The sequence below is a fragment of the Microbacterium aureliae genome, from assembly GCF_054780155.1.
On the sequence record NZ_BAAGWW010000004.1, the window covers coordinates 29,556 to 54,210 of the forward strand.

General features: G+C 70.0%; 22 protein-coding genes and 1 pseudogene. 8 read left to right on the forward strand and 15 right to left on the reverse strand.

Annotation, left to right across the window (positions count from 1 at the left end; all coding sequences use genetic code 11):
* Nucleotides 1-13: 13 nt before the first annotated feature.
* A complete protein-coding gene (opgC, locus tag ACYVF4_RS13105) occupies nt 14-2,503 on the reverse strand; it encodes an OpgC domain-containing protein (protein ID WP_460723501.1) in 2,490 nt (829 codons plus the stop codon).
* 113 nt (nt 2,504-2,616) lie between these two features.
* Nucleotides 2,617-3,738, reverse strand: coding sequence for an ROK family transcriptional regulator (locus tag ACYVF4_RS13110; protein WP_460723503.1), 1,122 nt, complete (start codon nt 3,736-3,738; stop codon nt 2,617-2,619).
* Between the two features lie 73 nt (nt 3,739-3,811).
* Here ACYVF4_RS13110 and ACYVF4_RS13115 point away from each other — a divergent pair, with 73 nt between their 5' ends.
* Entirely contained in the window at nt 3,812-5,983 is a 2,172-nt protein-coding gene (locus tag ACYVF4_RS13115; RefSeq protein WP_460723505.1) for an alpha-galactosidase, read from the forward strand.
* Between the two features lie 8 nt (nt 5,984-5,991).
* Here ACYVF4_RS13115 and ACYVF4_RS13120 read toward each other — a convergent pair whose 3' ends face one another.
* Nucleotides 5,992-6,942, reverse strand: coding sequence for a nicotinamide-nucleotide amidohydrolase family protein (locus tag ACYVF4_RS13120; protein WP_460723507.1), 951 nt, complete (start codon nt 6,940-6,942; stop codon nt 5,992-5,994).
* A 123-nt stretch (nt 6,943-7,065) separates the two neighbouring features.
* Between ACYVF4_RS13120 and ACYVF4_RS13125 the strand changes: the two genes are divergently transcribed.
* Together ACYVF4_RS13125 and ACYVF4_RS13130 are read left to right on the forward strand one after the other, a co-directional pair.
* Nucleotides 7,066-7,560, forward strand: a complete 495-nt coding sequence (locus tag ACYVF4_RS13125) for a hypothetical protein (protein WP_460723509.1) — start codon at nt 7,066-7,068, stop codon at nt 7,558-7,560.
* Entirely contained in the window at nt 7,557-8,516 is a 960-nt protein-coding gene (locus tag ACYVF4_RS13130) for a cation diffusion facilitator family transporter (RefSeq protein WP_460723511.1), read from the forward strand. Before ACYVF4_RS13125 ends, ACYVF4_RS13130 begins: the two co-directional genes overlap by 4 nt.
* Nucleotides 8,517-8,533: 17 nt before the next feature.
* Here the strand turns inward: ACYVF4_RS13130 and ACYVF4_RS13135 are convergent, their stop codons facing one another.
* From ACYVF4_RS13135 to ACYVF4_RS13145, 3 genes are all read right to left on the reverse strand, one after another.
* A complete protein-coding gene (locus ACYVF4_RS13135) occupies nt 8,534-8,743 on the reverse strand; it encodes a hypothetical protein (RefSeq protein ID WP_460723513.1) in 210 nt (69 codons plus the stop codon).
* The gene (locus ACYVF4_RS13140) at nt 8,740-9,063 is read right to left on the reverse strand and encodes a DUF7882 family protein (RefSeq protein WP_460723515.1); all 324 of its coding nucleotides are present in this window, start codon (nt 9,061-9,063) and stop codon (nt 8,740-8,742) included. The genes ACYVF4_RS13135 and ACYVF4_RS13140 overlap by 4 nt, the downstream gene beginning before the upstream one ends.
* A gap of 217 nt (nt 9,064-9,280) precedes the next feature.
* Entirely contained in the window at nt 9,281-10,456 is a 1,176-nt protein-coding gene (locus ACYVF4_RS13145; protein ID WP_460723517.1) for an alcohol dehydrogenase catalytic domain-containing protein, read from the reverse strand.
* A gap of 318 nt (nt 10,457-10,774) precedes the next feature.
* On the opposite strand from ACYVF4_RS13145, the gene ACYVF4_RS13150 reads away from it, so the two are divergent.
* The 4 genes from ACYVF4_RS13150 to ACYVF4_RS13165 all read left to right on the forward strand — a co-directional run bounded on the left by ACYVF4_RS13150 (nt 10,775) and on the right by ACYVF4_RS13165 (nt 14,826).
* Nucleotides 10,775-12,124 carry an extracellular solute-binding protein gene (locus tag ACYVF4_RS13150; RefSeq protein ID WP_460723519.1) on the forward strand — a complete coding sequence of 450 codons (1,350 nt, stop codon included), beginning with the start codon at nt 10,775-10,777 and terminating at the stop codon, nt 12,122-12,124.
* The gene (locus ACYVF4_RS13155) at nt 12,121-13,083 is read left to right on the forward strand and encodes a carbohydrate ABC transporter permease (RefSeq protein WP_460723521.1); all 963 of its coding nucleotides are present in this window, start codon (nt 12,121-12,123) and stop codon (nt 13,081-13,083) included. The genes ACYVF4_RS13150 and ACYVF4_RS13155 overlap by 4 nt, the downstream gene beginning before the upstream one ends.
* Nucleotides 13,080-14,015: a carbohydrate ABC transporter permease gene (locus tag ACYVF4_RS13160; RefSeq protein ID WP_460723523.1), complete on the forward strand. Its 936-nt coding sequence runs from the start codon at nt 13,080-13,082 to the stop codon at nt 14,013-14,015. The genes ACYVF4_RS13155 and ACYVF4_RS13160 overlap by 4 nt, the downstream gene beginning before the upstream one ends.
* Nucleotides 14,016-14,148: 133 nt before the next feature.
* Nucleotides 14,149-14,826, forward strand: coding sequence for a DUF6766 family protein (locus ACYVF4_RS13165; RefSeq protein WP_460723525.1), 678 nt, complete (start codon nt 14,149-14,151; stop codon nt 14,824-14,826).
* Between the two features lie 15 nt (nt 14,827-14,841).
* On the opposite strand, the gene ACYVF4_RS13170 is transcribed toward ACYVF4_RS13165, so the two are convergent.
* The 9 genes from ACYVF4_RS13170 to ACYVF4_RS13210 form a co-directional block, all read right to left on the reverse strand.
* Nucleotides 14,842-15,639, reverse strand: coding sequence for a DeoR/GlpR family DNA-binding transcription regulator (locus tag ACYVF4_RS13170; RefSeq protein ID WP_460723527.1), 798 nt, complete (start codon nt 15,637-15,639; stop codon nt 14,842-14,844).
* 42 nt (nt 15,640-15,681) lie between these two features.
* The gene (locus ACYVF4_RS13175; RefSeq protein WP_460723529.1) at nt 15,682-16,458 is read right to left on the reverse strand and encodes a triose-phosphate isomerase family protein; all 777 of its coding nucleotides are present in this window, start codon (nt 16,456-16,458) and stop codon (nt 15,682-15,684) included.
* A complete protein-coding gene (locus ACYVF4_RS13180) occupies nt 16,451-16,924 on the reverse strand; it encodes a ribose-5-phosphate isomerase (RefSeq protein ID WP_460723531.1) in 474 nt (157 codons plus the stop codon). The genes ACYVF4_RS13175 and ACYVF4_RS13180 overlap by 8 nt, the downstream gene beginning before the upstream one ends.
* Before the next feature lies 1 nt (nt 16,925).
* On the reverse strand, nt 16,926-18,656 hold the full coding sequence (locus ACYVF4_RS13185) for a dihydroxyacetone kinase family protein (protein WP_460723533.1): 1,731 nt from the start codon (nt 18,654-18,656) through the stop codon (nt 16,926-16,928).
* Nucleotides 18,657-18,751: 95 nt separating this feature from the next.
* Nucleotides 18,752-19,762 (reverse strand): substrate-binding domain-containing protein, encoded by a 1,011-nt coding sequence (locus ACYVF4_RS13190; protein ID WP_460723535.1) that lies wholly within the window; start codon nt 19,760-19,762, stop codon nt 18,752-18,754.
* Nucleotides 19,763-19,817: 55 nt separating this feature from the next.
* Complete coding sequence (locus ACYVF4_RS13195) at nt 19,818-20,957, reverse strand: ABC transporter permease (RefSeq protein WP_460723537.1); 1,140 nt, start codon at nt 20,955-20,957, stop codon at nt 19,818-19,820.
* 19 nt (nt 20,958-20,976) lie between these two features.
* Nucleotides 20,977-22,497, reverse strand: coding sequence for a sugar ABC transporter ATP-binding protein (locus ACYVF4_RS13200; RefSeq protein WP_460723539.1), 1,521 nt, complete (start codon nt 22,495-22,497; stop codon nt 20,977-20,979).
* A 5-nt stretch (nt 22,498-22,502) separates the two neighbouring features.
* The gene (locus ACYVF4_RS13205) at nt 22,503-23,159 is read right to left on the reverse strand and encodes a DUF2291 family protein (RefSeq protein WP_460723541.1); all 657 of its coding nucleotides are present in this window, start codon (nt 23,157-23,159) and stop codon (nt 22,503-22,505) included.
* The gene (locus tag ACYVF4_RS13210) at nt 23,159-24,190 is read right to left on the reverse strand and encodes a zinc-dependent alcohol dehydrogenase family protein (protein ID WP_460723543.1); all 1,032 of its coding nucleotides are present in this window, start codon (nt 24,188-24,190) and stop codon (nt 23,159-23,161) included. The genes ACYVF4_RS13205 and ACYVF4_RS13210 overlap by 1 nt, the downstream gene beginning before the upstream one ends.
* Nucleotides 24,191-24,338: 148 nt before the next feature.
* Between ACYVF4_RS13210 and ACYVF4_RS13215 the strand changes: the two are divergent.
* Nucleotides 24,339-24,655 (forward strand): annotated as a pseudogene (locus ACYVF4_RS13215) (transketolase); the annotation flags it as partial.

A 24,655-nucleotide genomic window follows, 5' to 3' on the forward strand; every position in this document is an offset into this window, starting at 1 on the left:
GGCGGGGCGGAGGTCATCGCGGCACGATCCCGAACAGGAAGCGCGTCTTGACCATCGCCCACAGCGCACCGAGCACGGCGACGTAGGCCAGGGTGTTGATGAGCACGTTCCCTTCGCGGAGGACCGGCACGTTGGCGACGATCAGGACGAACAGCATCTGCATGATGAAGACGTAGAGGGTGGCCTGCCCGAGGGGGATGAGGAACCACCCGAGCGCGCGCTCGAACGGCTTCCAGCACACGCTGAGCACGGCGTACGCCGTGACGGTGAAAAGGAGCACGTTGAGCAGCCGACCGATGTCGAGTGTCGTGCGCTCGAACCAGGTGGCATACAGCTGGGTGAACTCGTTGGCCGGCACGAGACCCAGTCTCACGTCCCACGCGCTCGAGAGGTAGGGGTTGCTCCACGACAGGAGCATCAGGCTGACCGAACCGACGGTGCACAGCGCCAGCACCACACGCCCAGGCGGGGTGAGGAACCACGCGATGATCTCTCGGCGGTAGAACCCCGCGACCATCCCTGTGACGAAGAGCACCTGCCAGGTGAGGAGCGGGAACGAATCCTCGAACTGCGAGGGCAGGATCCGCAGCGCCAGGAACGCCTGAGCGATGTACAGCGTCCAGCTGACGGCCAAGACGATCAGCCAGCGGCCGCGTCCGAGACCCCACAGGATGAGCGGCGATACCGCCAGCAGGATCACGTACAGCCCGAGGACGTTGACCTGCCAGGGTCCGATCTGCAGCAGCGCCAGGTCGACGATCACCGAGGGGTCGACGGGGTACGTCGTCAGACGGTCGAACCCCGCGTACAGGTCGTAGACGCGTCCGGCACCGGCGCTCCCGGCGGCACCCGTGCCCTCGTCGACGAACGTGGTCGCCGCGCGGGTGTCGAGGAAGGGCAGCAGGCTCAGGGCGCCAACGATGAGCGAGATGACCAGTGCCGTCACATACAGCTTCCACGCGCGGCGCCCCGTGCGCACGGTCACCTCGCCGATGCCGCCGGCCAGAACCTTCGGCCGGTAGACCATGCCCAGGACCACGCCCGACAGGAGTACGAAGAGCTCGGCGCCCGACACGATGCCGATCGCCTCCTGGGTCGCGTTCTGCAGGAGCGAGGTGAGCGCGAGGTGGTTGACGATGACGAAGGCGATGGCGACGCCGCGCAGGAGGTCGATGCGCAGATCGCGGCTGCCGGGCCCTTCGTAGGCGAGCGGCCCGGGCCTGCGACGCAGGAGAAGCCACAGCGTGAGCGCGATGGTCAGCACGAGGATGCCGATCGCACCGGCCCATGCCCACGCGCCTTCGATCGTGAACTCGACCCCGCCGGGCGCGAGCGCGGACGGTTCGTAGACGGGACCGAACACCAGGTCGGATTCCTCGGCGTCGCGCTGGAATGCCGCCGCCATCGCGGGCGACTCGGTGAGTGTCCAGTCGATGACGACCTCGCCGACCACCGCGCGCCGCGTGGTCGCATCCCGCCACAGCGCGACGTCGATGAGCGGGTAGGCGTCCGTGCCCACCACATCCATGACCTGCCGCCACCAGCTCTGCTTGATGGGGAGCTCGGCGCTGCCGCCCGCACCCGGGGCGTACATCGCGCCCGTGTCGAGCATCATCGGCTTCTCGGATGGCGAGGCGAAACGCGTGTAGAAGGCGAGCGCACCCTCGCCGTCGATCTTCGCGGCGAGGTCACCGTCGCCGGGGAGCCGGTTGACCGGCGAGCCTCCCCCGCTCGGGTCGTGGTAGGCGGTCAGGCCGACCCAGTCGACGTATTCCGCCCCGGGGTCGTACGGGCCGTACGGGTCGTCCCCGGATGTCAGTTCGCCGTCGCCGTCGGTGTCGACCGCGGGGTCGCTCGACGCCGGAGCTCCGGCGAAGGGATACCCCGCGCCATCGAAGGGCGACCACACCAGGGCCGCGTCGGGAAGCCCCTCGCGGAGGGCCTCCGCGAAGACCCGGAAGGCACCCACATAGGCCTCGGGGTCCTGCCCCCACGGCACCCACGGAGCGTTCATGTCGGGCGCGAACCGCACGTACACCGGCGAGGTCTGCTCGTCGCGCGCGTCGATGAGGTGGGCGACGGCCTCACGCGCGTCGGCGTCATCGAAGTCGGCGAGCCCGGTGTCCGGGTGCAGGCTCACGACCGGCAGGGCGCCCTGCGCCGCCGCCTGGCGGAGGAACTGCTCGAGGTACTCGGCCTCGGCGTCGGTGACGGGAAGCGGCGTGACGTGCTCGAAGACCGCCGGAGCCGCGCCGAGTCGCTCCGCCTGCGCCGCGGCGCTGTCGGTCCCCCAGTCAAGCGTCACGCCGAAGTAGGCGCCGGACTCCGGGGCCAGTGGGGCTTCATCCGGCTCGAGCAGCGCGGCCGATGCCGGCGAGGCGACGACCAGCGCCCCGAGGACGAGACCGGCGGACACTCCCCGGGCGATGCGCGACCATGCGCGGCGCACCGAGGTTCGCACCGAGTGGGCCCGCGAGAAGGGGGTCTGAGGAACGCGCGACACGTCACCCCCTTCTCGATGAGCTGGTTCTTCACACCGCGCTCAGGACGACGTCGTCACGGTCACTTTCCCGCCGATCCTACTGAGGCCGGGGGCCGAGAACGCAACATCGCCGGTCACGACGCGCTGAGATCGATGCGACGCAACGCGGCTTGGATCGCCACCGCAGCCGCGCCTCGCGCCCAGCCGGTGAAGCCGCTGTCGTCCACGAACAGCTCGACGGGATCCGCCCGCGGGTCACGGTCGCCGGCGATCGCCGCCCTCACCCGCTCCTCGGCGATCGCGAACAGCTGCATGCCGTCACCTGCCAGAACGATCGCCGGCTGCTGCGTGAGATTGGCGGCGAGCGCGATGAATCGGCCGAGGGCGTCTGCGGCGGCATCCACCACCGCGCGCGCGACGGGGTCGCCGTCGACGGCGAGCGCGAGGACGCCGTCGTAGTCCACCGGGCGTCCGAGTCGCGCCGCGACCTGCGCGGCGATCGACCCCGAGGTGAGCAGGGCCTGCGAGCACCCGCGGTGACCTTCCGCACAGCTGGGTCCGCCGTGCGCGAGGGGCAGGTGGCCCGCGAGCCCGACACCCGCCTCGCGCGAGCGGACCACATCGTCGTGGATCACGAGGGCGTGGCCGACCCCCGCGCCGATCGTGATGACCGAGAATCCGGGCAGACCACGGCCCGCGCCGAACCAGTGCTCGGCCTCGGCGAGGGCCAGCAGGTCGTTGTCGAGGGTCACCGGCACACCGAGGGACTCGCTGAGAGGGCCCGCGAGATCGACGCCGGCCCAGCCGAGGAACGGAGCGAACTCCACGAGGTCGTCACGCACCGATCCACCCACCGATACACCGACGCCGCGAAGATCGTCGAGAGCGAACCCCTGGATCGCCTCGTGGATCTGCGCCGCCACCAAACCCGGATCGTGCCCGACCAGCTCATGCTCAGAAGCAGCCAGCGGGGTCGCGCGCACGTCGGTCGCGACAGCGTAAAGGGCGTCCCCGGTGAGCTTCACGCCGACGAACGTGCCCAGGCCGGGCGCGACGTCGAGTGGCCTCGCCGGCCTGCCTACTCGGCCGTCGGCGTCCTCGTCACGTTCGACGAACAGGCCACGGTCGAGGAAGGGCTTCGCCAGGCGTGTGAGGCTCGCGGGCGACAGGTTGAGGCGCGAGGTGAGAGCGCTCCGCGATAAAGGTCCATGGATCAGGACGGCGCGTGCGAGCGCGGCTTCACTGGCAGTGAGCACGCTGGGTCCGGGTCGTCGTGCGCATTTGATTTCATCCTGGCATGAACTATTGATTCCATGGTAGAACTAATCCATGCAGTCAGCTTCGACCGATCTCAGCGCCGAGACTCCTCGCGAAGGCGCCACCCCCCGCATCCTGCACCTCCGCCGCGGCGGCACCAGTGTGGTCGTCGACCTCGACGCCTCACCGACCCCCGCCATCGTCCACTGGGGCGAGGAGCTCGACGAGGCGACGCCGCGGACGCTCGAGGGCCTCGCCCGCGCGGCGCAGCCTCAGCGAGTGTCCGGCGGCCTCGACGCCACCGCACGCCTCACCGTTCTCGCCACTGCCGCCGGCGGCTGGCTCGGCACCCCGGCGCTCGAGGGCCACCGTGCCGGCGCCGGCTTCAGCGCGAGGCTGACACTCGTCGGCGTGCAGTCAAATGGCCACCGGGCCACCCTCGCCCTCGTCGACGCCGAGGCGCGTCTCGCAGCCCAGATCGAGCTGCGCGTCGGACCGAGCGGTCTGTTCCACCAACGCGTTCTGCTGCGCAACGCCGGCGACACCCCGTACACCGTGCAGGCGCTGCAGCCGGCCTTTCCGGTGCCGTGGGATGCCACCGAGATCCTCGACACCACCGGCCGCCACCTGCGCGAGCGGTCGCCCCAGCGGCGCGACTTCACCTTCGGCACGCACCTGCGCGAAAGCCGTCGCGGCCGACCGGGCGCAGACGCGACACTGCTGCTGGCCGCAGGCCGCCCCGGCTTCGGCTTCGAGACCGGCCGCGTCCACGGCATCCACGTCGCATGGAGCGGCAACCATCGCACCCTGGCAGAACGCAGCGTCACCGGCGAGGCCTTCCTCGCGGGCGGTGAGCTCTACGGACCCGGAGAGCTGATCCTCGCCTCCGGCGAACAGGTCGCCTCGCCCTGGGTGATCGGCTCGTGGGGCGACGGCCTCAGCGAGCTGTCGCACCGCTTCCACGACGAATGGCGCGCGCGCCCGCAGCACCCCCGGCGCCCGCGACCCGTCACGCTCAACACGTGGGAGGCGGTGTACTTCGACCACGACCTTGCCCGGCTCACCGCGCTCGCCGACGCCGGCGCCGAGGTCGGCGCCGAACGCTTCGTGCTCGACGACGGCTGGTTCCACGGCCGCCGCGACGACACGGCCGGCCTCGGCGACTGGACCGTCGACGCGGACGTGTGGCCGCAGGGGCTGCACCCCATCGTGAACCACGTCCGCTCTCTCGGCATGGAGTTCGGACTGTGGGTCGAGCCCGAGATGGTGAACCCCGACAGCGACCTCGCTCGCGCGCATCCGGACTGGATCCTGCGCGGGCGCATGGAGCTGCCCCCGTCGGCACGTCAGCAGCAGGTGCTCGACCTCGCGCACCCCGACGCGTACGCGCACATCGCCGGACGACTGCACGCCCTGCTTGACGAGTACGACATCGCCTACCTCAAGTGGGACCACAACCGCGATCTCGTCGACGCCGGCACGGGGCCCGAAGGAGAAGCCCGAGTCCACGCGCACACCCTCGCGGTCTACCGACTGCTCGACGAGCTGCGCGCAGCTCACCCCGGGCTCGAGATCGAGAGCTGCGCGTCGGGCGGCGCCCGCGTGGACCTCGGCATCCTCGACCGCACCGACCGCATCTGGACCAGCGACTGCCTGGACCCGCTGGAGCGCCTGATGATCCAGCGCTACACGGCGCTGGTCGTGCCCCCCGAGATGATGGGCATGCACCTGACGAGCCCGAAGGTCCACTCCACCGAGCGGACGGTCGGCCTCGGCTTGAGCGGCGCCGTCGCCCTCTTCGGGCACTTCGGCATCGAGTGGGACCTGACGAAGACGGATGCCGCGACCCGCGGCCGCATCGCCGAGTGGGTCGCCCTCGCCAAGCGCGTACGCCCGCTGGTCGCCCGCGGCCGCACCATCGATGTCGACGGCACCGACCCCGGGCTGGACGTGCGCGGGATCGTCGCCGAGGATGCCGCATCCGCCGTCTTCACCCTCACGCAGGCGCACACCTCGATCGCGTACCCGGCGGGCCGGGTGCGGCTGCCCGGGCTCGCGCCGGAGCGCGCGTACCGCATCAGCGTCCACGCGCTGACACCGCCGAACACCGCCGGTCAGTCCGAGCTCGCGTGGGCCGCCGCCGACACGGTCCTCTCGGGCCGGCAGCTCGGTGCGATCGGCGTCCGCCCGCCGGTGCTGTACCCGCAGAGCGCGGTCGTGGTCGAGGTGACGGCGGTCGACTGAGGCCGGGCTCAGCGCTCGAGCAGGCTCTTGCGCAGGAACACCTGCTCGACGCCGTCGTCGCCGGCGACCCGTTCGCGCTCGCGATACCCCTCGCGCTCGTACAGACGCAGATTCGCCTCGCTGAGGGACCCGGTGAACAGCTCCGCCTCGGTGCAGCCGGCGCGTCGGCCGCGCTCCTCGACGGCGTGCAGCAGCAGGCTGCCGATGCCCGCGCCCTGCTGGTCGGGTGCGATCGCGATGCGGCCGATCAGCAGCAGGTCGCCGTCGCGCTGCGCGCGGACCGCCCCCACCATCCGTCCCGCGGCGAGCGCGGCACAGCCGAGGTTGTCGGCGAGCTCGGCCTCGACCTGCTCGAGCGTCTGGGTGAGGGGCGGCATCTGCACGGAGTCGTAGATGAGGGCCTCCTGCACGAACGCGGACCGCTGCAGGGTGAGCACCTCGCCGGCGTCGCCCTCGGCGAGGGAGCGGATGCGGACAGCCGGGGCCCCGGCATCCGGATCGATCTTCTCGATCAGTTCTGCCGCGATCTCGACGGCGTGCTCGACGGTCTGGGCGAGCACGGCCTCGGGGTCGCCGTCCAGCCGCAGCAGGCGGTGCCCGCAGCCCTCGGCGGTGGCCCAGCCGACGTACACCGTTCCCGCAGGGTGCTCGCCCTCGGGGTCGGGACCGCCCACCCCGGTCGTCGCCAGCGCGATGTCGGCGTCCAGGAGCGCTCGCACGCCCTCGGCGAGCTGCTCGGCGCACTGGCCGGACACCACGTTGATGCCGGCATCCACGCCCAGCGCGTTCTCTTTCGTGCGGGTCTGATAGGCGACGACTCCACCGGCGAACCACTCCTGCGCCGACTCCCCCTTGCCGAACTCGGCGGCGAGCAGGCCGCATGTGAGGGATTCGGCGACGGCCAGGCGCGCACCCCGCTGCTGGGCCGCCCGGCCCACTCGTCCTACCGCGCTCGTCATCGGGTGCTCCTCTCATCCGGCGCGATCGGCCGGGTGCATGTGCCGCAGTCCCAGCGGTAGCAGGGGCGCGGGCGGGGGTCAAGGCTCTCGCCCCGGGCGGCGCGTGGGGCGACGGTGTGGCGCGTGAGAACACCTCGCCATCCGCTCGAGGGCCATGCGTTCGCAGGCGTGGTCGGGATGCTGGCCGCCGCGCTGGTCCTGACCGGCTGCGGGCTGCGCATCCCGACGGACCCCGACGGGACGCTCGACCGTGCGCGGGGCGACGAGCTGCGTGTCGGGGCCTCACCCGCCGACGGACTGGTCCGCATCGACGGCGCCGCGGTCACCGGGCCGCTGGCCGAGGTGATCGAGGAGTTCGCGGCGTCGATCGACGCGCGCGTGACCTGGTCGGTGGGCAGCGAGGAGGACCTCGTCGACGACCTGTCCTCGGCGCGGCTGGACCTCGCCATCGGCGGCATGACCGAGCAGACGCCGTGGGCCACCGAGGTGTCTGTCACCCGCGGGTACCCCGGCATCCCCGGGGCAAAGGGCGCGCCCGTGGTCGTGCTGCTGCCGATGGGCGAGAACGCCCTGCAGGCCGAGCTCGAGAGCTTCCTCGACGAGGAGTACGGGCGATGAGGTCCCTGGGGCGCACGGACCTGCCTGCCGAGCAGCAGCAGGCGCTGCGCAAGGCGATCCGCTGGGAGTGGTTCACGATCGGCTACACCGTCGTCACCATCGTCCTCATCGCGCTCGTCGTCGGCGGATCGCAGGCGATGCGCACCGCGTGGATCGAGGACATGCTCTCGCTCGTCCCCCAGATCTCGTTCCTCGTCGCGCTGCTGTTCATCCGGCATCCACCCTCGCGCGCCTTCCCGTTCGGGCTGCACCGCGTCATGGGCGTCGGGCATCTGGTGGCCGGCGTCGCCCTGCTGGCGATCGGCGGCAGCCTGGCCATCGAGTCCGTCCTCGGACTCGTCCGTGTCGAGCACCCCGCCATCGGGACGATCGTGCTGTTCGGTCGGACGGTGTGGCTCGGGTGGCTCATGGTGCTGGTGATGGCCGTCGTCGTCATCGGCCCGTTCTTCTACGGCCACGCCAAGGCGAGGCTCGCGCCGGTGCTGCACAACAAGGTGCTGTACGCGGATGCCGACATGGCCAAGGCCGACTGGACGACCTCTGTGGCCTCGATCGTGGGAGTCCTCGGGATCGGCATCGGCTGGTGGTGGCTGGACGGCGCGGCCGCTCTGTTCATCTCCGCCGGAATCGTCTGGGATGGATACCGCAACGCACGAGCGGCGATCCTCGACCTCATCGATCAGCGGGCGAGGACCGAGGACGATGCCCGTATCCATCCCCTGCTGTTCCGCATCCGGGACCGCGCGCTCGCCGAACCGTGGGTGCGGGCCGGCGCCGTGCGCATGCGCGACATGGGGCAGGTGTTCCACGTCGAGGTGTTCGTCGTGCCGCGCCGGTCGTGGGTGCGCCTCGGCCGCGTCGAGGACCTGCGCGAGGCGATCACGCGGCTGGACTGGAAAGTGCAGGACGTCGTGGTGATCACCCGGAGCGAGCTGCCCGACGAGGCCGAGCGCTGAGCGGCGGCGATCGCCGATCACGCGCAGTCGGGGATGGGGATGATGGCGATCGGCACACCCGGCATCAGCAGCAGGAACGACGGCCGCGGCTCGCCCTCTCCCTCGTTGACCTCGAGCCACGCGGGCCCGTTCAGCATCCCGTCGACGACCTCGCGCTGGACGTCGGCGAGTTCCCGCCCGCCTACGCTGTAGCGCTCGTCGCCGTAGACGATGTCGATGCGCTTCATTCGGACTCCTCGTGGTGCGGCGTCTCGGGCGGTTCGGGCACGAGGTAGAGCCCCGCGGGCGAGTTCGCCGTGTACGCGAGCGCGTCGATCCAGGCCATGTTCAAGCGCGGTTTGCGGCTGCCGTAGTACTTGTACACCAGGGTGCAGCGGGGGTGGATCCACACCGTCGTGCGGCCGTCCCCGATCGAGGTGTCGTCCTTCCAGGTGAAGTGGAACGGCTCGCCGCGGCGGAGCTTGCTGCCGATGACGAGCTGCAGGTGCGCGAGCGTGCGGTCTTCGAAGTCGACTTTGACGGTTCCGTCGTAGATGAACTTGCCCATGATCATGACCCTCCCGGGCGAGGCGAGGTGTTCGCGGTGGGGGTGGCGTCAGGGGAGGACCCCTCGCCTCTTCCTTCACCGTGCCACGACGGCTTCGCGTCTTCCACATCCTTGACAGGGATGGGCGCCGTGCGTAGGGGCGGCAGGTGCGGGATGGCGAACGGCTTGCCGGAGTGAGGGCGTTCGCCGCGCCGACGTTCCATGCGGGACATGGCGCTCACGCCGGCTGCAGGACGACCTTGATGCAGCCGTCCGCCTTCTTCTGGAAGCGCTCGTAGAGCGCGGGGGCGTCGTCCAGGGTGCCGCGATGGGTCACCAGATCGCCGACCCCGAGCGGATCGGCGTCGTCCTCGACGAGGGGCACGAGGTCCGGCATCCACCGTTTGACGTTGCACTGGCCCATGCGGATCGTCAGCTGCTTGTCGAACATCGTCTTCATCGGCATGACGTCGCTGTCGCCGGCGTACACCCCCGACACCGAGATCGTCCCGCCGCGCCGGACCATGTCCACCGCGGCGTGCAGGGCGGCGAGGCGGTCGACGCCGGCGTGCTGCAGCACCGGACGCGCGATCGCGTCGGGCAACGCGGCGGCCACCGAGTGCGCGGCGTGCGCGAAGGGACTGCCGTGCGCCTCGAGACCGACCGCATCGATGACGGCGTCCGCGCCACGACCCTTCGTGCGGGCGATCACGCGGGCGACGTCGTCGTCACCCTCCCACGCCTCCACACCGTGCCGGGCGGCCATGAACCGGCGTTCGGGGACCGGGTCGATGCCGATGACCCGGTGTCCGCGACGAACGGCGATGCGCGAGGCGAGCTGGCCCACCGGGCCGAGGCCCAGCACCACGACGGTGCCCTCGGGCGGCACGTCGGCGTACTCCACTGCCTGCCACGCCGTCGGCAGGATGTCGCTCAAGAAGAGGTAGCGTTCGTCCGGCAGCTCCGGGCCGACCTTCACGGCGTTGTAGTCGGCGAGCGGCACCCGCAGGTACTCCGCCTGCCCGCCGGGGACCTGCCCGTAGAGCTTGGTGTAGCCGTAGAGGGATGCGCCGGTGCCGTAGCGATCGTTCTGCGTGGTCTCGCACTGGGACTGCAGTCCGCGACGGCACATGAAGCACTCGCCGCACGCGATGTTGAAGGGCATGACCACGCGGTCACCCGGCTGCAGGCCGGTCACGGCGGAGCCGACCTCTTCGACGATGCCCATCGACTCGTGCCCCAGGATGTCGCCCTGCTCCATGAAGGGCCCGAGCACTTCGTACAGGTGCAGGTCCGAGCCGCAGATCGCGGTCGAGGTGATCCGCACGATCGCGTCGGTGTCCTCGTCGATGCGCGGATCCGGGGCGTCGCCGACCTCGACGTGCCGGCGCCCCTGCCACATGACGGCCTTCATCGCGGATCTCGTTCGGCCAGGCGCACGTGCTCGCGGGCGCGCGGATTCAGCGGGCGGAAGAGCGAGAGGGTCATGCTCGCACCCTCCCCCGGGACGCCTGCCCGCACCGAGGGGGTTGACAGGCGGGACGGCGCGACGATAGCCACCCGGTCTGGCGAGCCCCTAAACAAGGCGCGCACACAAGTCAACCCCCTCGGCGACCCCGCCACGCGGTTCTTACGTTCGCCCCACCGCTCACTTCTCGGCGGGAGGATCCGCTGCGTGCGGGGTACGGAGGTTGACATGCGACGCAGGAGCACGCTCAGGGTGACCGGGGCCATGACCGCGTTCAGTGTGATCGCCATCACGGGCTGCGCCGTGGGAACGGGCGGCGCCGACGACAGCGGCGCGGAGTATTCGCCGGATGCCGAAGTGACCGGCGACGTGTCAGTGATGGGCTTCTCGGGCGTCGACGAGGTGGCGACCTCGCGGCTCGACCTGGCCGAGCATGAACTGGGCGACGCGAAGGTCTCGCTGATCGAAGGCGAACTCGACCTGCAGCAGTTGCTGTCCGCCGTCGCCACGGGTGAGCCGCCGGACCTGGTGTACGCCAACCGCGATCAGATCGGCTCCCTTGCCGCGCGGGGCGCGATCGTGCCCCTGGATCGCTGCATCGAGGGGGAGGGCATCCCCACCGATCAGTTCGTCGAGTCGGCGCTCGCGCAGGTGACCCTCGAGGGGCAGGTGTACGGCATCCCGGAGTTCAACACCGTGCAACTGGTCATGGCCAACGCCGACCTGCTGCAGTCCGCGGACGTATCCCTCGACGACGTCAACGGGTCGGATTGGGACGCGATGGCGGCCGCGAACGAAGCCCTGTCCGACGGCGACGAAGGGTCGCTCTCGGTCATCGGAGTGGACAGCAAGCTGCCCGAATTCCTGCCGCTGTGGGCGAAGGCGAACGGCGCGGACCTGATCTCTGAGGACGGCCGCGAGGCGAACCTCGATGACCCGGCCGTTGTCGAAGCACTGGAGTGGGCGGTCGGCATCTACGACGCGCAGGGCGGCTTCAGCGAGGTGAAGGCGTATCGCGATTCGGCCGACTTCTTCGGCGAAGGCAACCAGTTCGCCACGGACGTGCTCGGTGTCATGCCGATGGAGCAGTGGTACGTCAACGTCCTGAACGACGTCTCGCCGGATGCGCCCATGGCCTTCGACACCGTGCGCGATCGCAACGGCGACACCATCGCGTACGCTTCGGGTTCCGCCTGGGCGATCCCGGCAGGCAGCGCCAACCCCGAGGCGGCCTGTCGCTTCGCCCGCGTCATGACATCGCTCGACGCATGGGAGGCGGCGGCCCAGGCACGGCTGGACCTGCGCGAGAGCGAGGGCAAGCCGTTCACCGGCATCCTCACCGGCAACGCCGAGGCCGACGCGATGATCCAGGAGATGACCACATCCGGCGGCGAGCCGTGGGACACCGCGGTGGCGAAGATGTACGAGGCCAACGAGGCGACCTTCACGCTGCCCGCCAACCCGGCGGATGCGGAGTTCCGGGCCGCGCTGTTCGATGCGGTCAACGCCGTGCTCAACGGCCAGGCAGAGCCCGCCGACGCTCTCGCCGACGCGCAGCAGAAGGCGCAGTCCGCGCTGGATGACGCCTGGGCATCGCTCGAATCGGAGGGATGATGTCCGCCACCCTCGCCGCCGACCCCGCCACCGCCCCCGCGCGTGAGCGGGGCCGGCGGCGGGCGCGGCGGCGGAACGCGGCATCCGCCCTGCTCTTCCTCAGCCCGTGGCTGATCGGGTTCGGCGTCTTCACGGCGTGGCCGCTGGTCTACAGCGCCTACCTCTCGCTCACCGACTACGACGTCATCAACAACCCGAACTTCGTCGGCTTCGACAACTACGCGCGTCTGTTCGCGGACTCCAAGATCGCACTGGCGCTCGGGAACACGTTCTTCTTCACGGCACTGCAGGTGCCGCTCTACGTCGTCGTGTCGCTCGGGCTGGCGCTGCTGCTGAACCGCGCGGGCCGTTCCGCAGGGTTCTTCCGCACGGTGTTCTTCCTGCCGAAGATGACGCCTCCCGTCGCGGTGGGGGTGCTGTTCCTGCTGCTCTTCAACGGCCAGAGCGGCCTGATCAACAAGGTGCTCGAGAGCGTCGGCATCGATGGGCCGGCCTGGACGACCGACCCGGCATGGGTGAAGCCGGGGCTGATCCTCATGAGCCTGTGGACGGTGGGCGCCTCGGTGATCATCCTGCTGGCTGCCCTGCAGAACGTCCCGGAGGAACTGTACGAATCCGCGCGTCTGGACGGCGCGGGGTTCTGGCGGCAGTCCTTCAGCGTGACCCTGCCCATGATCAGTCCCGCGCTCTTCTTCATCGTCGTGGTGAACACCATCGCGGGCCTGCAGACCTTCGATGAGGCCTACACGGCGTTCTTCGGTGCGGGGAACACCACCTACAGCAACGACGCCGCACTCTTCTACGTCATCTACCTGTTCCAGCAGGCCTTCCAGTTCCTCAACATGGGCTACGCGTCGGCGATGGCGTGGGTGCTCTTCGCGCTCATCATGATCGTCACCACCGTCCAGCTGATCGTGTCGCGCCGCCTGGTCTACTACGAAGGCGAGGACGCCCGATGAGCACCATGCCTCCCACCGAGGCCGCAGCCCGCGCCCTCGCCGAACCCGATCTCGTCGTCGACGATGTCCCCGAACGGATGCCGCGGCGGCGCCGTCGTCCGCAGGCCAGCCGCCTCGCGCGGGTGCTGGCGTGGATCGCGCTCTCACTGCTGGCGATCGTGTTCGCCTACCCGTTCGTGTGGCTGGTCACCGCGTCCTTCAAGCCCCGCGGCCAGGTCTTCGACAACAAGCTGATCCCCGAGACGTTCACGTGGGACAACTACATCAACGTGTGGCAGGAGGCGCCACTCGGGCTTTGGCTGCTCAACACCCTCATCGTGACCGTCCTGGCGTCCGTGGCCGTCACGATCTCGAGCGCGATGGTGGCGTGGGGGTTCGCGTACTTCCGGTTCCGCTTCCGCGGCGCGCTGTTCGGGATCGTCCTGGCCACGATGATGCTCCCGGGCGCGGTGACGATGATCCCGACGTTCCTCATCTGGAATGCGCTCGGCCAGGTCGGCACCCTCACGCCGCTGTGGGCGGGGAACCTGTTCGGCAGCGCGTTCTACATCTTCCTGCTGCGCCAGTTCATGCTGGGCCTTCCCCGCGACCTTTTCGACGCCGCGCGCGTGGACGGTGCGAGCCAGTGGGGGGTGTTCTGGCGGATCGCTCTGCCGCTGTCGAAACCGGCTCTGGCGGTCACCCTGGTGTTCGAGGTGCAGGCGGTGTGGACCGACCTGATGCGCGCGCTCATCTACCTGCGCGACAGCGCGACCTTCACCATCCCCCGCGGCCTGAAGGCCCTGGTGGACGCCTTCGGTTTCGGCGGCGAATGGCACTGGGAGATCATCGTCACCGCCAGCGTCATCGCGACGATCCCCATGATCATCATCTTCTTCATCGGCCAGCGCCAGATCATCCACGGCATCAGTGCCGGCGGACTCAAGGGATGACGGAAGGAGACGTCATGTCCGGGTCGAGATCTCCGAGCACCCCCGGCATGGCCGTGGTGTTCTGGACGTGGACCGTGATCATCGCAGCCGGTCTGGCCGTGATGATCCTCGTCCCGCTCACGGGGAGATGACGATGACCCGTTCGCATCTGCGCGATCACGCACTCAGTCTGGCCTTCCTCGCGATCTTCGTGGTGGCACTGTTCGGGCAGTCGATCGCCGGCCTCGCGCAGGCCAACCAGGACCTCGCCGATCACGATCAGCCGGTGCTGTCGTGGGGACAGTTCGTGACATCGTCGGAGTTCTTCGTCGACATCGCCGAGAACTGGCAGTCGGAGTTCCTGCAGTTCGCCCTCTTCATCCTCGGCACGATCTGGCTCGTTCAGCGGGGCTCACCTGAGTCGAAGGAGCCGGGCCAGGAGGGTCTCGAGAGCGATGAGGAGCAGAAGGTCGGTGCCCACGCAGGGAACCACGCACCGGCCTGGGCTCGGCAGCGTGGGATCCGCGGCTGGGTGTACGCCAACTCCCTGCTGCTGGCGATGGTCACGATCTTCGTCCTGTCATGGCTCGCGCAGTCGCTCGCGGGCCTCGTCGTGTTCAACGACGAGAACGCGCACCACGGATCGCCGCTCGTGACGTGGGGCGAGTACCTCGTCAGCCCCGACTTCTGGTCCCGCACGCTGCAGAACTGGCAGTCGGAGTTCCTCGCCGTCGGCACGATGGTGGCCTTCACCATCTACCTTCGCCAGCGAGGGTCGAGCGAATCGAAGCCCGTCGGGGTGCCGCACCTCACCAGCGGGGTGGAGGGCTGAGCGAGTTGCCGCGCGTCAGCGGGCGTGGTGCAGGGGGCGGGCGACCACCACGTTCACGCCGGAATCCCGCAGGTCGCTGACGATGCCGGGGCCGGTGGCGTCGTCGACGATGACGGCGTCGAAGTCCGACAGCGGCAGCAGCGCGTGCAGCGCGCGCCGATCGAACTTGGTGTGATCGGCCAGCAGCAGCCGTGTGCTGGCCGCATCGAACATGGCCCGCTTGACGTCGACCGTCTCGAGCGTCTGGTGGAACACGATGCCGTCGGTGATCGCCGAGGTCGACATGATCGCGATGTCGGCGCGGAGGGCCGCGATCGCGTTCGTCGTCATCCGCCCCATGAACGCGTTGCACCAGTTGTAGTACTGGCCACCGAGGCCCAGCAGCGAGATGCCCCGCACACCCTGGAGGTCGTTCATCACCGTGAGGGTGTTGGTGATGACCGTCAGCGGCGCCTTGGCCGGCAGCAGCGGCACGAGGTGGAGCGTCGTGGTGGAGTCGTCGAGGATGATCGCCTGGCCCGGCTCGATGAACTCCAGCGCGGCGTGGGCGATGGCATCCTTCTCTGCGAGCTGCCGGCTCGAGCGGTAGACCGCACTGGATTCCACCAGCGCCGTGGACAGCGCGGTGGCCACCCCCCGGCTCTTTCGCAGCAGGCCGCGCGCCTCGAGCTCGTCGAGGTCGCGGTGCGCGGTCATGACACTGATGTCGAAGCGCCGGGCGATCTCTTCGATCCGCACCGAGCCTTCGGCCATCACCACCTCGCTGATGGCACGCTGACGTTCGGCCTGGCGGCTCTGGCGAGATTGGGCCAACCGGTCTATCGGGACCGGATCCGGATCCGGGTTCATCGTCACCTAAACTAGCGCCGCTTCGTCGACGATGGACTCGAGCGCCGCGGTGTCGTGCGCGAACCGGCCGAGGAACAGCCCGTCCACCGCCCCGGCGAGCGCGGTCAAGGTCCCCGGCTGCGCACTGCCGCCGTAGATGACGCGGGCACGGGCCGCGCCTCGCTCCGCCAGGTGCGCCCGCAGCGCGGCCACCACGGCGCGCACGTGCTCCGGCGTGGCGGGGCTCGCCGCCCCGATGGCCCACTCCGGCTCGTACGCCACGATGACCTCGCCCGTCACGTCGACACCCGACAGCACGGCATCCAGATGGCTCGCGCACTGCGCCGCCGCGGTCGACGGGTCTACCTGATCGCGCTCGCCCACGCACAGCACGGGGATGAGCCCGTTGCGGACGGCCGCGGCGAACTTGCGCCGCACGACGTCGTCGTCCTCGCCGAAGATGCGGCGGCGTTCGGCGTGGCCGATCTCGACGAGCTCGCACCCGGTCGCGGCGAGGTCGCCGCCGCTGACGGCGCCGGTGAACGCGCCACGGTCCTGCCAGTGCAGGTCCTGGGCACCGACCGTGACGGCCGTCCCCGCGATCGCCGCCTGCACGGCCGGCAGCGCCGGGAGGGACGGCAGAACGAACAGCTCCACGGTGCCGTCGAGGATCGACGGATGCCGGCGTGCCACGTCGGCGACGCCCTCGGCCCACGCCGCGGTGGCGGCGACGTCGAGATACAGCTTGAGGCTCACCCCCAGCAGGACCGGGCGTCGTGCGGCGGGGGCCTGCGCGTCAGCCACAGCTTCCCGTCTGCTCATAGCCCTCGATCACGGCGACCTTCTCGGCCGAGGCCGACGACTCGTCGAACTCGTAGCCGAGCCACTCGCGGGCGAGCCGGCGGGCGAGCTCGCGGCCGATGACCCGCTGGCCCATCGTGAGCACCTGCGCGTTGTTGCTGAGCACGCTGCGCTCCACGCTGAAGCTGTCGTGCGCGGTGACGGCGCGGATGCCGGCGACCTTGTTCGCCGCGATGGCGACGCCAAGCCCGGTGCCGCACACCAGCAGCGCGCGGTCGGCGCGGCCGTCGCGGATCATCTCGGCCGCGGTGATGGCCACCGTCGGGTAGGGGGTGTGACCGTCGGCGTCGACGCCGACGTCGACGACCTCGCTCACGCGGGGGTCGTTCTCGAGATCGCTCTTGAGGACCTCTTTGTAGTCGAAGCCGGCGTCGTCGGATCCGACGACCACTCGCCAGGTACGGGCCATGTCAGTTCTCCTTGTCGTCTTCGGCGGTCAGGACCAGTCCCGCCGCCGTCATCGCCCGGGCGAGCGAGATCGCTCCCGGGTCGGGGGTGCCGAGGCTCTTCTCCATGTGCGGCCGGGCGCGTCCCATGCGCGGCAGCAGCTCGGCGGTCGCGGTGGCGGCCGCGGCCGACTCCTCGGCCGCGACGTTCCACGCCGCAGCCAGGCGGTCGCCCGCCGCGACCCGGGCGGTGAGCGTCTGGGCGAACGGCACGAGCGCGTCGACGAGCGTCTTGTCCCCCACCTGCGCCTTGCCGTAGGCCTGGATCGCCTCTCTGGCCGCGTCCACCGCTCGGGCGACGGCGTCGGCGGCGGGACGGTGCTCGTCGCCGATGAGCTCGCCGACCGTCCGCAGCGCCGTGCCCCACAGGGCCCCCGAGGTGCCGCCGGCGCGGTCCGCCCACGCGTCGCCCGCGCGGGTCAGCACGGTGCCGGCACCGGCTCCCGCCTCGACGGCGGCGTCGGCCGCGGCAGCGGCCGCGCGCACGCCCCGCTGCATGCCGATGCCGTGGTCGCCGTCGCCGGCGATCGCGTCCAGCCGACCGAGCTCGTCGACGTCGCGGTCGATCATGGTGCGGATCGCCTGGATCATCTCGCGCACCGTCGCCGCGACCGCGCGGGACTCCCCGGAGGCCGGGGGCACGGCATCCGCGTCTTCGGATTCGGCGCTGTCCGCCGCGGCGACCGCCGCGGCGACGTCGACGGCGCCCTTGCGATAGGCGGGGGCGTAGGCCGGCGACGACCACGCCTGCTCGAGCTGGTCGTCGAGCCAGAAGAGGGTGAGCGAGATCCCCGCCATCTCGAAGCTGGTGGCGTACTCGCCCACCTCGGGCTCGACCACGCTCACGCCGGCGTCGGCCAGCAGCTCGGCGACGGTGGCGTAGACGACGAAGAGCTCTTCGGCCTTGACCGAGCCCAGCCCGTTGAGGATGACCGCGGCGCGCTCGCCGCTGTCGGCGGGACGCTCGTCGAGCAGTCCGCGCACCAGCAGGGCCGCAAGGTCGCGGGCGGGCGCCAGGGGCACGACGTCGATGCCGGGCTCGCCGTGGATGCCCATCCCCACAGCCATCTGACCGGCGGGGACGGTGAACAGGGGCGCGTCCGCGCCGGGAAGGGTGCAGCCCGAGAAGGCGACCCCGAGCGAGCGGGTGCGGTCGTTGGCGCGCGCGGCGATCTCGGCGACCTCGTCCAGCGTCAGCCCCTGCTCGGCGGCCCACGCCGCGGCGCGGAAGACGGCCAGGTCGCCGGCGATGCCGCGCCGCTTGGCGGACTCCTCGCGGGGAGCGCTGTAGATGTCGTCGGTGACGCGCACCGTGCGCACCGGGATGCCGTCGGCGCGAAGTCGCTGCTCGGCCTGGTCGAAGTTGAGGACGTCGCCGGCGTAGTTGCCGTAGCTGAGCAGGACGCCCGCCTCGGTGGCCACGGCCTTGGCGACGGAGTACACCTGCTGGGCGCTCGGCGAGGCGAAGACGTTGCCCATCGCGGCGGCGTGGGCCAAACCCGCACCGACCAGGCCGGCGAAGGCCGGGTAGTGGCCCGACCCGCCGCCGATGACGACGGCGACCTGGCCGGCGGGCGTGGCGTGGGCACGGGCGACGCCGCCGGGGACCCGGCGCACAAGGCCGCGGTTCGCGGCGACGAAGCCGGTCGCGGACTCCTCGGCGAAGTCGGCCGGATCGTTCAGAACGTAGCTCATGGTGTCTTTCGGGGAAGTGAGGGGAAAGGGGCGGGGGCGGCGCCGGGCGCCGCCCCCGCGTGACCGCACGGGAGCACGGTCGTCTGGTCGACGGATCAGCCTTCGTAGGTGAAGGGCTCCGTCATCTTGTCGGCGTTGTCCTTCGTGATGAGGATGCAGTCGAACGACTGCTTCTCGGTCTCGGGGGCCTCACCGGTGCGGATGAACTCGTCCGCAAGCTCCACCGCCTCCTTCGAGAACACCGCGACCGGCTGCAGGACGGTGTAGGCCAGCTCGCCGGCCTTGACCGCGGCGACCGCGTCGGGCGAGCCGTCGAAGCCGCCGACGATGACGCCCTCGAGCTTGCCGGCCTCCTTCAGCGCCGCGATGGCGCCGAGGGCCATCTCGTCGTTGCCCGAGATGACACCGTTCAGGTTCGGGTTGGACTGCAGCAGCGACTGCATCTTGTCGTGACCCTTGGTGCGGTCCCAGTCGGCGACCTCCTTGCCCACCTGGGCGAGGTCGGGGTACTGGCTGATGACCGTGGTGTAGCCGTTCGACCGCGTCTGGGCGTTGTTGTCGGAGGGGGCGCCGAACAGCTCGACGTAGTCACCCGCTTCTTCCATCAGCCGCACCCACTCCTGTGCGCCGAGAGCGGCACCCTGGGCGTTGTTCGAGACCAGCTGCGCCTTGGCGAGGCCCGACTCGTTGATCTCGGCGTTGACGAGGAAGACCGGGATGCCGGCATCCGTCGCCTTCTTCACCGCGGCGATCGATCCGTCGGCGTTGGCCGGGTCGAGGATGATGGCCTTCGACTGGTTCGAGATGGCGGTGTCGATCAGCGTGTTCTCGGTGTTGGTGTCGCCCTTGTGCGCGCCGACCGTCGCCTCGTAGCCGAGCTCCTTGGCGGTGGCGGCTGCGACATCGCCCTCGGTCTTCCAGTAGGGGTTGGCGGGGTCGTTGACGATGATCGTGATGAGGCCGCCGGCCTCACCGCCGCCGTCGCCCTGGTCGCCGCTGCCGGCGCCGTCGCCGCCGCCGCCGTTGCCGCCGGCGCAGCCGACGAGACCGAAGACCAGCGCGCCTGCCGCGGCGAACGCGGCGAGTGCCTTCTTCTTGCTCAGCATGTGATGTGTCCTTTCTTGATGACTCGGCGGCGTCCATTGCCGCCGAGTTCGACGGTCATCGGTCGCGGTCGGCCGAGGCCGCTCGCTCCTGATCCGACGTTGTGGGGGCCGTCGCCGCCGGTGCGGCGGACGGGGTGGCGGGTGTGGACGGGGTGGCGGGGGCTGCGGGGCGCTTGCGCCGGCCGTACTGCAGGGTGTTCAGCAGCACCGCGACGACGATGACGGCGCCCATGAAGACCATCTGCCAGTAGGCCGAGACGCCCACGATGACCAGTCCGTCGGCGAGGAAGCCGATGACGAAGGCGCCCAGCAGGGTGCCGCGGACGTTGCCGCGCCCGCCGCTCAGGGCCGCGCCGCCGATGACGACCGCGGCGATGGCGGTCAGCTCGTACGTGTTGCCGGCGGTGGGGCTGGCGCTGGTGAGCGTCGAGGCGAGGATGAGGCCCGCGATCGAGGCGCACAGGCCCGAGATGACGTAGACCCAGATCTTGACGCTGCGCACCGGGACGCCCGAGAGCTCGGCGGCGCGCTCGTTGCCGCCCGAGGCGTACAGCCAGCGACCGAAGCGGGTGCGTCCGAGCAGAAAGCCCAGGAGCAGCGCGACCACGCCCATGATCAGCACGCCGATGGGGATGTTGAGGATACGGTTGAAGCCCAGCCACTCGAAGCCGGTGTTCCCGAGCGCCGGGTCGCCGTCGAGGTCGTTGATCGTGAGGCCGTTGGTCATCAGAAGCGCGAGACCGCGGACGACGTACAGCATGCCGAGCGTGGCCACGAACGGCGCCACGTTGAACTTCGCCACCAGGATGCCGTTGATGAGGCCCACGAGGGCGCCGACGCCGCACGAGAGCAGCACGACGACGGGGACGCTGGGGAACAGGGTGACCCCGAAGACGTTGATCGGCACGCCCTGCAGCAGGAATCCGGCGATGATCGCCGAGAAGCCGAGGGTCGAGCCCACGGACAGGTCGATGCCGCCGTTGAGGATGACCATCAGCATCCCGAGACCGAGCAGGGCGTAGATGGCCACGTGCGAGGCCATGATCAGCAGGTTGCCGACCGTGAGGTAGTTCGGCGAGAGCATCGAGAACACCACGATGATGAGCAGCAGCGCGAGGAATGCGCGCCCCTCGAGCAGCAGCTTCGCCAGCGAGAACTGCTTTCTCTTCTCGACGATGAGATTCGTTGTCGTCATGTCAGGTCCGTTCCGGGATTCAGGCGGCCACGGCTTCGCCGGAGGCGGCCATGATCATTTCTTTGGTGGCGTCCGGACCGAACTCTGCAGAGATCCGGCCGCGGCGCAGCACGATGATGCGGTGGGCGATGCTGAGGCATTCGCCGACCTCGGACGTGGAGTAGATGATCGCCAGACCCGCCCGGGCGCGCTCGGACAGCAGGCGGAAGACCTCGGCCTTCGCGCCCACGTCGATGCCGCGGCTCGGCTCGTCCAGCAGCATCACGCGGGGGTGGGTCGCGATGATCTTGCCGATGACGACCTTCTGCTGGTTGCCGCCCGACAACGACCCGATCGGCAGGTCGGGCCCGGGCGTCTTGACCGTGACGTCCCTGATGAGATCCCGCGCTCGGTCCTTCTCGGCCTTGCGCGAGATCACACCGCGGACGAGGCTGCGGCCGAGGCTCGCGAGGGTGAGGTTGGTGCCGACGTCGAAGGTCTGCACCAGTCCGTCCCGCTGGCGGTCCTCGGGGACGAGACCCACGCCCGCCTCGATGCGCTCGGCGATGCTGCGCGAGAGGATCGATCGTCCCTCGAGCCGGATGTCGCCGGCGGCGACCGGCTCCTTGCCGGCGACGGCCTCGAGCAGCTCGGTGCGGCCGGCCCCCATCAGGCCGTACAGGCACACGATCTCGCCGGCCCGGACCGTGAGGTCGAGGTTGTTGACGATGGCGCGCTCGGGGTTCTCGCGGTCGACGACGGTGAGGTTGCGCACCTCGAGCGCGGGCTCGCCGAAGTCGTAACCGGTGGGGGGCGATCCCAGGTCGAAGTTCTCGCCGACCATGTTGCGGACGATCCACTCGAGGTCGATGTCCTTGCGCTCGCCGCGCGCGGTCATCGTGCCGTCCCGCAGCACCACGGCGTGGTCGGTGACCTCGAGCGCCTCTTCGAGGTGGTGCGAGATGTAGACGATTGCGACGCCCCGCGAGAGCAGGTCCCGGATGATGCCGAAGAGCACCTCGACCTCTGCCGCCGCGAGAGCCGAGGTCGGCTCGTCCATGATCAGGATGCGGGAGTTGACCGAGAGCGCGCGGGCGATCTCGACGATCTGCTGCTGACCGACCCGCAGGTCGGCGACCAGCGTGTCCGGCTCGATCGCCAGCTGCATCTCTTGCAGGAGCGCGCGGGTCTGCCGGGTCTCCTCGGCGTAGTCGACACCCAGGGGGCCGACGATCTCGCGTCCCATGAAGATGTTGTCGCGCACCGACAGGTTGGGGGCGAGGCTCAGCTCCTGGTGGATGATCGAGATGCCGCGGTCGCGCGCGTCGTTGGTGGACGCGAAGGACACCGGCTCGCCGTCGAGGATGATCTGCCCCGACGTGGGCTGCTCGACACCCGAGAGGATCTTCATCAGCGTGGACTTGCCCGCGCCGTTCTCGCCGAACAGCGTCGTGACCGTTCCCTTGCGGATCTCGAAGTTCACACCCTTGAGCGCGCGCGTGCCGCCGTAGTTCTTGACGATGTCCCGCGCCTCGAGGACGACCTCGTCGAAGTGGTCCACGCCGCTCATTGCACGGCCAGTTCGACGGGCGTGACGAGCCAGGCGGCGGGGTTGACCAGGGTGAAGGCCCCGGTCACCTCGACGGTCTGCCCCTGCAGCGAACCGGTGTCGATGTCGGCGAGGACCTGCGTCTTGACCTCTTCATTCAGGGCGGCCGCGGCGTTCTGGTACTCGATCTGGTTGCGGAACTGACCGAACTGGATGTCGCCGGTGGCATCGCGCAGGTCCGTGCCGTTGATGGCGGGACCGGTCTGCACGCGGATCAGCAGATCCTCGGGAAGACCCTCGACGGCCACGGGGTAGATGCCGGACTGCCCCTCGCCGACCACGCCGCTGAACGTGACGCTGTAGACGGGCCCGCCGGAGCTCTGCACCGCGTACTCCTCGGCGGCGGCCTCGGGGTCGACGGCGATCGCCTCGGCGAGGACGGTGGCCTCGACGGCCTTCCCGGTCACGGCGTCGCGCACGGTGGGGAAGGTCTCGGCGCCGAAGGTCGCGGGGTCGAACTCGATCTCGCCCTGGGCGAGCGGGTCGTCGTTCGAGACGACCTTCGTGCCGAGGACGAGGAACAGCAGCACGAGGACGCCGACGGCGATGAGGATGCCGCGCTTGACCGCCGGAGACGACAGGCGCCCGGCGGGCGCAGTGGTCTGCGCGGCCATCAGATCAGCACCCGCGACTGGGTGTCGTTCGGACGGATCTGCAGCTTGCGGCCCTCGCCGCGGCGGAACATCTCGAGCGCCTCGGCGTAGTCGTCGAGCGTGAACGAGTGGCTGATCATCGCGGTGGCGTTGATCGCGCCCGCCTCGAACATCTCCACCGCGCGGCCGAAGGAGTTGAGCACGGCCATGGTGCCGACGATCGAGATCTCGTCGCGGTAGACGCGGAAGGGCGAGAACTGAGCGGTCTTGTCGGCGGGCGCGACGCCGAAGTCCTGGAAGTAGCCGGCGGGCTTCACGCGGGTGAGGGCGTCCTCGATGGCGCGGATGTTGCCGGTGCAGTCGATGACGACGTCCCACTTCTCGCGGGGGGCTTCGTCGGCCGAGGTGTACCGCAGCTCGATGCCGCACTCGGCGGCGGTGTTCAGGCGAGCTTCGTTGAGGTCGACGATGGACACGGTGGCCGCGCCCGCGCGTGTGGCCAGCTGGGCCATCATGAGGCCCATGGTGCCGGCGCCGTACACCAGGACGTGGTCGCCCAGGCGACGAGGCAGGACGTCCCAGCCGCGGATCGCGCAAGCCAGCGGCTCGATGAGGGCGGCCTCGTACAGGTCGGTCTCGGGCTTGAGCTTGTAGACGTTGCCCGCGGGGGCGGTGAAGTACTGCTGCGCGGCCCCATCCGAGGCGACGACGCCGAGTCCGTTCCAGAAGCGGCACAGGTTCTGGTGGCCGTTGAGACAGAACTCGCACTCGCCGCACGTGGTGCTCGGGTTGACGGCGACGTGGTCGCCCACCTTGAAGTCGAACACCCCGCTGTTCACGCCCTCGCCGAGGGCGACGATCGTGCCGGTGGCCTCGTGACCGGGGACCAGCGGGAAGACGGTGCCTTCGAACTCGCCGTCCAGGACGTGGGTGTCGGTGCCGCAGATGCCCACGGCCGCGGTCTCGATGAGGATCTCCTTGAACCCCGGCTCGGGGGTGGCCCGCTCTTCGAGCGCGAGCTCCCGCTCCGAACTGAATACAACTGCGCGCATCTTCGCTCCCGTTGGCTGCAGCGAGGGCGGCTCCGCCCTCATGTGATGTTCATGTGATCTAGAACAAGAATCACGTTATATACACCATAATGGGGTGACGGCGGTTGTCAAGAGGGGCGACTGACGGACTCGAAGGAGAGGTGCGACCGTGTCGGATTTGCGTTGGGATGAGATCGATGGGCGCGCGGTGGATACCGCTCGTGTGCTGGCTGCGGATGCGGTGGAGAAGGTCGGGAACGGTCATCCGGGCACGGCGATGAGCCTGGCGCCGGCGGCGTACCTGCTGTATCAGCGGGTGCTGCGCCACGACCCGACGGACACCGGGTGGTTGGGGCGCGACCGCTTCATCCTGTCGGCGGGGCACTCGTCGTTGACGCAGTACGTGCAGTTGTATCTGGGTGGGTTCGGGTTGGAGCTGGAGGACCTGAAGGCGTTGCGTACGTGGGGGTCGAAGACTCCCGGGCA